The organism is Daejeonella sp. (assembly GCF_044232565.1).
Lineage (GTDB): Bacteria > Bacteroidota > Bacteroidia > Sphingobacteriales > Sphingobacteriaceae > Daejeonella.
This window is the reverse complement of record NZ_JBIILQ010000135.1, coordinates 1-7,482: the sequence shown is the minus strand read 5'-3', so window position 1 is coordinate 7,482 and position 7,482 is coordinate 1. Positions and strand designations below refer to the sequence as shown.

Annotated in this window: 6 protein-coding genes; 2 read left to right on the top strand and 4 right to left on the bottom strand. The window is 37.1% G+C overall.

The features are described 5' to 3' along the window. The first annotated feature begins 50 nt into the window (after positions 1-50). Together ACILQF_RS08400 and ACILQF_RS08395 are read left to right on the top strand one after the other, a co-directional pair. Entirely contained in the window at positions 51-1,475 is a 1,425-nt protein-coding gene (locus ACILQF_RS08400) for a c-type cytochrome domain-containing protein (protein ID WP_395626970.1), read from the top strand. Between the two features lie 114 nt (positions 1,476-1,589). Continuing rightward, positions 1,590-2,429 carry a metallophosphoesterase family protein gene (locus tag ACILQF_RS08395; protein ID WP_395626969.1) on the top strand — a complete coding sequence of 280 codons (840 nt, stop codon included), beginning with the start codon at positions 1,590-1,592 and terminating at the stop codon, positions 2,427-2,429. Between the two features lie 39 nt (positions 2,430-2,468). Here the strand turns inward: ACILQF_RS08395 and ACILQF_RS08390 are convergent, their stop codons facing one another. The 4 genes from ACILQF_RS08390 to ACILQF_RS08375 all read right to left on the bottom strand — a co-directional run bounded on the left by ACILQF_RS08390 (position 2,469) and on the right by ACILQF_RS08375 (position 7,387). After that, positions 2,469-4,553, bottom strand: coding sequence for a TonB-dependent receptor (locus ACILQF_RS08390; protein ID WP_395626968.1), 2,085 nt, complete (start codon positions 4,551-4,553; stop codon positions 2,469-2,471). 198 nt (positions 4,554-4,751) lie between these two features. Further along, positions 4,752-5,924, bottom strand: coding sequence for a molecular chaperone DnaJ (dnaJ, locus tag ACILQF_RS08385; RefSeq protein ID WP_395626967.1), 1,173 nt, complete (start codon positions 5,922-5,924; stop codon positions 4,752-4,754). A gap of 58 nt (positions 5,925-5,982) precedes the next feature. Next, a complete protein-coding gene (locus ACILQF_RS08380; protein ID WP_395626966.1) occupies positions 5,983-6,597 on the bottom strand; it encodes a nucleotide exchange factor GrpE in 615 nt (204 codons plus the stop codon). Positions 6,598-6,706: 109 nt separating this feature from the next. Beyond that, on the bottom strand, positions 6,707-7,387 hold the full coding sequence (locus tag ACILQF_RS08375) for a cell division ATP-binding protein FtsE (RefSeq protein ID WP_395626965.1): 681 nt from the start codon (positions 7,385-7,387) through the stop codon (positions 6,707-6,709). Positions 7,388-7,482 lie beyond the last annotated feature (95 nt).

Genomic DNA, 7,482 nt, shown 5'->3' with positions numbered 1-7,482 from the left:
ATGATGCATTTGCTCAGAAAAAGATATTCCTGATCCTTTATTTCTATTGAATGATTATTAGCGCTATTGTTTTTGAGAATATTACTGAATTTATTGGCAGGTTTCATCCTGTTCTGGTTCACCTGCCTATTGGCGTATTACTAATTGCTGCACTTTTTCAATGGCTATCCCGCAAGGAGAAATATAAATCCTTGTCGACTGCCGTGAGTATTGCCTTATTTTGGGGTATGGTTAGCGCAATATTTGCCTGCATCAGTGGATATCTGCTTTCAAATTCAGGGGATTATGATGGAGATCTTATTTCTAATCATCAATGGTTTGGGATTGCTGTAGCGGGTGTTTCAATTCTTGCATATGGATTGAACAAAAGGAATAAGGATAATATTTGGGTAAGCGGACTAATGGTATTGCTGATCATTATTACCGGGCACTTAGGCGGTTCAATAACACATGGTTCAGATTATCTGTTTAAGGCTTTTTCAAGCGATAATAGTAATTCTGTTTCTGCCAAAAGGGTACCGATACCTGATATTAATGAAGCGCTTGCATATAATGACGTGATCAGGCCGATACTGACAGCCAAATGCTATAAATGCCATGGTTCGGAAAAGCAAAAAGGTAAACTGAGACTTGATATGCCCGATTTGATCTTAAAAGGAGGTAAGGGTGGTCTCGTTCTTGTAGGTGGCAGGGTTGATGATAGTGAACTGATCAAAAGAATATTTTTGTCAAAAGATAACGAAGATCATATGCCTCCATTAGAGCAGCCACAACTTACAAAAGCTGAGATGGAGTTGTTACATTGGTGGGTAAGCAGTGGCGCTAATTTCAATAAGAAAGTGAATGCACTCGTTCAACCTGATAAGATCAAGCCTGTTTTATTAGCCTTGCAATCAGAAGAAGTTAAGGAAGAGCTAAAAATTTCGGATGTTCCAGCAGAATCTGTTGAGATTGCCGATCAAGGAACCGTCAAGAAAATACAAGAAAGAGGAATAGCCATAACAGCTGTTGCTCAAAACAGCAATTATTTATCAGCAAATTTTGTGGCTGTAGAAGCCTTAACTGAAAAGGATCTGCAACTATTGGATCCGATTGCCAAACAATTGGTCTGGCTTAAATTAGGAGATTCAAAACTGAATGATAAGATGCTTACAAGTATTTCAGATTTATCTGCACTTACTCGCCTATCGCTAGAGCGCACAGCAATAACTGATCAAGGAATTGGCCAGTTGAAAAATCTGGGCAAACTTCAATATCTTAATTTAATAGGAACAAAGGTAAGTGCAAAGGGTTTGGAGCAGTTAAAGGGTTTGAAAGAACTTAGACAGATTTTCTTATTTCAGACTTTAATTCAGCCTTCTGAAGCAGATCAACTTAAAAAGCTATTTCCTAACGCAAAGATTGATTTCGGTGGCTATAAATTACAGTTTCTGGAAAGTGATACCAGCAAGTTGAAAGATCCAAAATTGAAATAAAAATAGTTGACTTGTTTAATTATTTAATAATTTGTAAACATGAATTGCATTTTAATAGCTGAACTTTACATAAGTATTATTTACAATTAAGAATTATCCGGAAATTTTCAGAATATGGAAGAAAATATCAAAGATCAATCAAGGCGATTATTCATCAAGCACTTATCAATGGCTTCTGCCGTGCTTCTTTGTGGGAAAGTCACTGATCTTTCTGCCAATGATGTTTATGCGTTAAAATCGAAGGTTAAACTACGCTTTGTTGTGGCATCCGACTTTCATTATGGTCAAGCCAAGACTCCTTTTGAAGAGATGACTGATAAAGCGATCAGCCAGATCAATTTGTTTAATAAAACCAATAAACTCAATTTTTGTGTGATAAATGGTGATATTATCCATGATGATAAATCCTTTTTGCCTCTTGTTAAAAAGAAAATCGACCAATTAGAAGTACCTTATTATGTAACTAGAGGGAATCATGATATGGTTAGCAGCGAATTTTGGAATGAGGTATGGGGAATGCCCTTAAATCTGAGTTTTGAAGTGAAAGACACCGCATTTATTTTGGCCGATACATCCAATGAAAAAGGAGAATATATTTCACCTGATTTACCTTGGCTAGAGTCGCAATTGGAGAAATATAAGAGCAAAAAGAATGTGATTTTGATTCTTCATATTCCTCAGGCTAAGATAACCAAGCATGCCATTGATACGCCTGATTTCTTTGAACTAATCAAGAAATATCCTAATGTTCGTGCTGGTTTACATGGCCATGAACATGATCAAGACGGCGTGAAAATGATTGATAATATCCCATTTATGTTTGATTCCCATGTTGGAGGAAATTGGGGTACTCCCTACCGCGGATTTAGAGTTGTTGAGCTATTAAATGATGGGACATTAATTAGTTATATGATGAATCCGACAGAAAAATTGAAGGAGGAGAGGTTTTCATAAATTCATCCGATAGTCAGCTATCGGATGAATTATAAATTATCATAATCTTACCTTCATTCCTCCAAAGAAATTCCTTGGCGCTGCAGCATTGAAGAATCTTCCTCCAAAGGCATTTAAATCATTGCCAAGGCTATACGTTTCATTTAAAAGATTGTCGATTCCCGTAAATATATCTAATCCTGTTTTTCCAATTTTTGCAGCTCTCCAACCAGCTTTGAAATGCACTAGGTTGAATGATTTTGCAAAAACACTATTCGCATCGTTCAAAGCAACCTTTGAAGTGTAATTGTGTTGTGCAAAAAGGTAAAAGTTTTTTTGAAGTTGAATGTCTAAGCCATTGATTATAACTGTTCTAGGTGTTCCAGTAAGTCTATTTCCGGAATAATTACTCGTTCCATTGATATAATTTTTAAAATAATAGCGACTTAAAGTATAGCTATTTTGTAATTGTAAGCCAGTAATCATTCCTTTCGAACCGGGTTCAATCAACCAATAGCTTGCCTGGCTTTCTATTCCATCTTGACGAGTTCCACCGGCATTTAGGTAAAATTCGGTATCATCGGCATTAACACGACGAACAATTGCATTTTCCAGTCTATATTGAAAAATGGAAGCATCGATCCACAGCCTGTCATTTCTGTTTCTTAGTCTTAATCCAGCCTCATAATTCCATCCTGTTTCTGCTTCGATATTCGTATTAATTTTATTGTCGGATGCTCTAACTTCTGCAATTGTTGGGGGTGAATAACCTCTGCTTATTGAAGATCTTAGGGCCAAATTATTAGATAATTTGTAGGAAAGTGCCAAACGAGGCATTAATTCCGGGTCGAACTTACGCTCCGACGTGATTCCTATTTGATTGTCTTTTGAGAATTTATAGGTATTGTAGTTTAAACTTACCGCGGCTTCTGCGCTAAGCTTTTCATTAATATTTGCTGAAAGACGAGTAAAATAAAAGAATTGATTTGAAATTATATCGTCTTGGGCTTGCAGATTTCCTTTTACACCCTTGGTATTCGTATAATTTGCTATATCGGCTCCGGTACTTTGTAATTCAAGTCCCGCATTCCACTTCCAACTAAATGCTTGTTTAGCAGCTCCTTGTAATTCAAAATATGTTCTAATTCCACCCGTATTTTCTTTCCGAACCTCATAATTTGTGATAAATGGATTAAGATAGTCGGTGCTTGAACCATAAACAGCAAAAACATGCTTGAAATTGTTAAAAATCTTTGCCTCGTTTACAATTCCTGCATAAAGTGTTTGATTTTCTATTCTTGCTTGTTGAGCCACCGGACCTGCTACAAAGGCTGTTGATGGTCGCGCTGCTCTGGGATTAGCATTATATTGCGCTAGGGTTAATCCGCCAGGTGTTTTATACTCTAAATCAGAATAAAATGCTAGAACCCTTAATTGATTTGCTTTCCCATAATTCAAGCGATACATCATTTGAGCAAAGTTTCTGTTCATGGCACTATGCTCACGATAGCCATCCGATTGTTGATAGGCTTGGTTAATGTTTAAATAGGACTTTTTAAATTTCTTTTGGAGTGCTAATTGTTCCTGAAATAAACCGTAAGATCCACTACTAATTGCAGCACTAGCCCATGATGTGTCAGCACGTTTATCAACAGGATTTAATAAGACAACGCCACCTGAATTAGCTCCGAATAAACTGCCATCAGGTCCTTTAAGTACTTCAATGTTATGTAAGCTGTTTACATCAATAAGGTTTAGATAGGTATTGCCTCCAGCGTCGGTTAGTGGGAATTCATCCAGGTAAATTTTCACGTTTCTCACTCCAAAGGGTGATCTTAAAGAGCTTCCACGGATGGATAAACGATAACTACCGGGAGATCTTTCCTCCATTCTTATTCCTGGGACTGAATTTAGAGCTGGCAGCATAGAAATGCCCGGTTGATTTCTCAATTGCTTTGCAGAAATAAGACTTACTGAGGAAGGAACCTGCAAAATTGCTTGCTCCGATAGGTATGCTCGAATAATAATTTCATCTACTTTCTGAACAGAATCTACTTTACTTTGTGCAAAACTGAAACTAAAAATGGCACTAAGTAATGTGCTAATTATTAGTCTTTTGCGGAATATAGGTATGGCTGAAATCATTTCTTTAATTTAATATTACTTTTTATGTAGCTGGGCAAATTTATTAAAAATGGGGGGTAAAAATGCCGATTTAATTCTTCTGGATGTAATATTTTTGAATGAATTACATCTTTCCCAGACTGCTGATTTGTAATATTTGTACATAAAAAAACCATCCTAAATTTGGATGGTTCATTTTTTTAATAATTTAATGAGTTCTTATTCGAAATATTCTCTCATTTTATCGAAAAAGCTCTTCTCGTTTTTACCGGGTTGAGGTTTGAAGTTAGGTGAGTCTTTTAATTGCTCTAAAATCTGCATTTCATCTTTTGATAGTGCTTTCGGTGTCCAAATGTTTACATAAATCAATTGGTCACCTCTATGATAAGAATTAACTTCAGGCACACCCTTTGCTTTTAAACGTAGAATTTTACCGCCTTGAGTTCCTGGTTCAATTTTAATTTTTGCTTTCCCATCAATGGTTGGCACTTCAATGCTAGCTCCAATAGCCGCATCTATGAAACTTATGTGCAAATCATAAATCACATTGTTCCCTTCGCGTTTTAATGATTCATGTGGAGTTTCTTCGATAAGAATAATTAAATCTCCAGGCGTACCTCCACGTGGTGCGGCATTGCCTTTTCCACTCATGGATAATTGCATTCCTTCACTTACACCAGCGGGGATATTTATGCTAATCGTTTCTTCTCCACGCGTAAGTCCATCGCCATTACATGTCCCACATTTAGAGGTGATCTGAGTTCCTTCACCATTACAAGTTGGGCAAGTACTTGTTGTTTGCATTTGACCAAGAATAGTATTGGTAACTCTACGCACCGCACCGCTACCATTACAAGTCTGGCAAGTATTAAATGATGATTTATCTTTCGCACCGCTTCCGTCGCAAGTGTCGCAGATAACCTGCTTATTTACTTTTACTTTTTTCTCAACGCCATTTGCAATTTCCTCCAGACTAAGTTTTACCTTGATGCGGAGATTGCTTCCTCTTGCTGCTCTTCGTCCACCACGGCTCTGTTGTTGGCCGCCAAAGAAACTATCAAAGGGACTACCGCCACCACCGCCGCCGCCAAAAATATCACCAAATTGACTGAATATGTCTTCCATATTCATGTGGCCAGCGCCGCCGCCACCGCCATTGGGACTTGAAGCGCCGCCTGCATGACCGAATTGGTCATATCTTCTTTTCTTTTCAGCGTTACTCAAAACCTCATAGGCTTCAGCAGCTTCTTTGAAATTCTCCTCCGACTGCTTATCGCCCGGATTTTTATCCGGATGATATTTTATTGCCATTTTTCGATAAGCTTTTTTAATCTCATCTGCAGTGGAGCTGCGTGTTACTCCAAGTATGTCGTAATAATCTCTTTTTGCCATTTTTTTTAATAAACACGATGCTCTATTTATATGCCGAGCATGAAGGCCGGCATACAATCTATGCTCCTATAATAACTTTTGCAAAACGTATCACCTTGTCGTTCAGGTAATAACCTTTTTCTAATTCGTCAATAACTTTTCCTTTTAAATCAGCTGTTGGTGCAGGAATATTAGTAATACCTTCATGTAAATCGGCATCAAATTCAGTACCGATCGCATTCATTTCCTTCAACCCTTTGCTCGATAAAAGGCTTTTAAGTTTATTATGAACAAGATTTACTCCTTCTTTTACTGCTTCTACATCCGTGGCTGTTTGTATCGATTTTTGAGCTCTTTCAAAATCATCAAGAACTGTTAAAAGATCAACAATTACATCTTTACCAGCCATTTGCATTAATTCTAGGCGCTCTTTGCTTGTGCGACGCTTAAAATTATCAAACTCAGCATATAATCGTAAATATTTATTGTTCCATTCAGCTGATTCAGCTTTAAGTTTTTCTTCTTCAGAGAGTTCAACTTCTTGTGCAGTTCCCTCTTGTTCTTCCGTTCCAGGAACTTCAGTATTTAAGGCCTCATTTTCATCCACAATCTCGTTTTGATTTGTATTTTCAGTCGTCTGATTCTCTTCCATTTTTGTCTTCTTCTTTTTGTTCAATAATTCTGAAAATTTCATAATACCTAATGACAATTTTTTTGCCAAAAAATAAATCAGTCAAGCTGTCAGCATTTTGGATGAAAAAACCTCAAACTGACATAAAAAAAATGCTTATTTTGAATTTGTATTAAATTTGGGCATCCATGTGAATTGCTCCACCTTCACATTTAATAATTCTTGATGGGAATGTTCGGATGATATGATAATCGTGAGATGCCATCAATACAGCGGTACCGGATTGGCTAATTTCTTTTAGAAGGCCAACAATGTCTTCAGATGTATCTGGATCTAAATTTCCTGTGGGCTCATCTGCCAAAATTATCTCAGGGTCGTTTAATAAAGCTCTTGCAATAACTACACGCTGCTGCTCACCACCAGATAGTTCATGGGGCATTTTTTTGACTTTCGAGCGTAGGCCAACTTTTTCTAAAACGTCTAATATTCGGGTTGAAATAAGGTTTTTATCCTTCCAGCCTGTTGCCTTCAATACAAATTCTAGATTCTCCTCGATACTTCGATCGGTCAGTAATTGGAAATCTTGAAATACTATTCCCAATTTTCTACGTAGAAAGGGAACGTCTTTTTCAGTAAGATTTTTAAGGTCGAAACCTGCTACCTGACCCTGTCCATTGGCAATATGTAGCTCGCCATAAATCACTTTCAATAAGCTACTTTTCCCCGATCCTGTTTGTCCGATAAGGAAAACAAATTCGCCAGGATTAATCTCCAGATTCACATTGTTAAGAACAAGATGTTTCTGCTGGTATATATCTACAGCCTCTAATTTTATAACCGACTTGCCAATCATAATTCAAGTTTTAAAATTTGCCCGAAAGGCAATTCCTTAATTTTATCCATAATGTAATCTGCCTGATCCGTTAAACCAGCTTTCTCTAGCGCTTT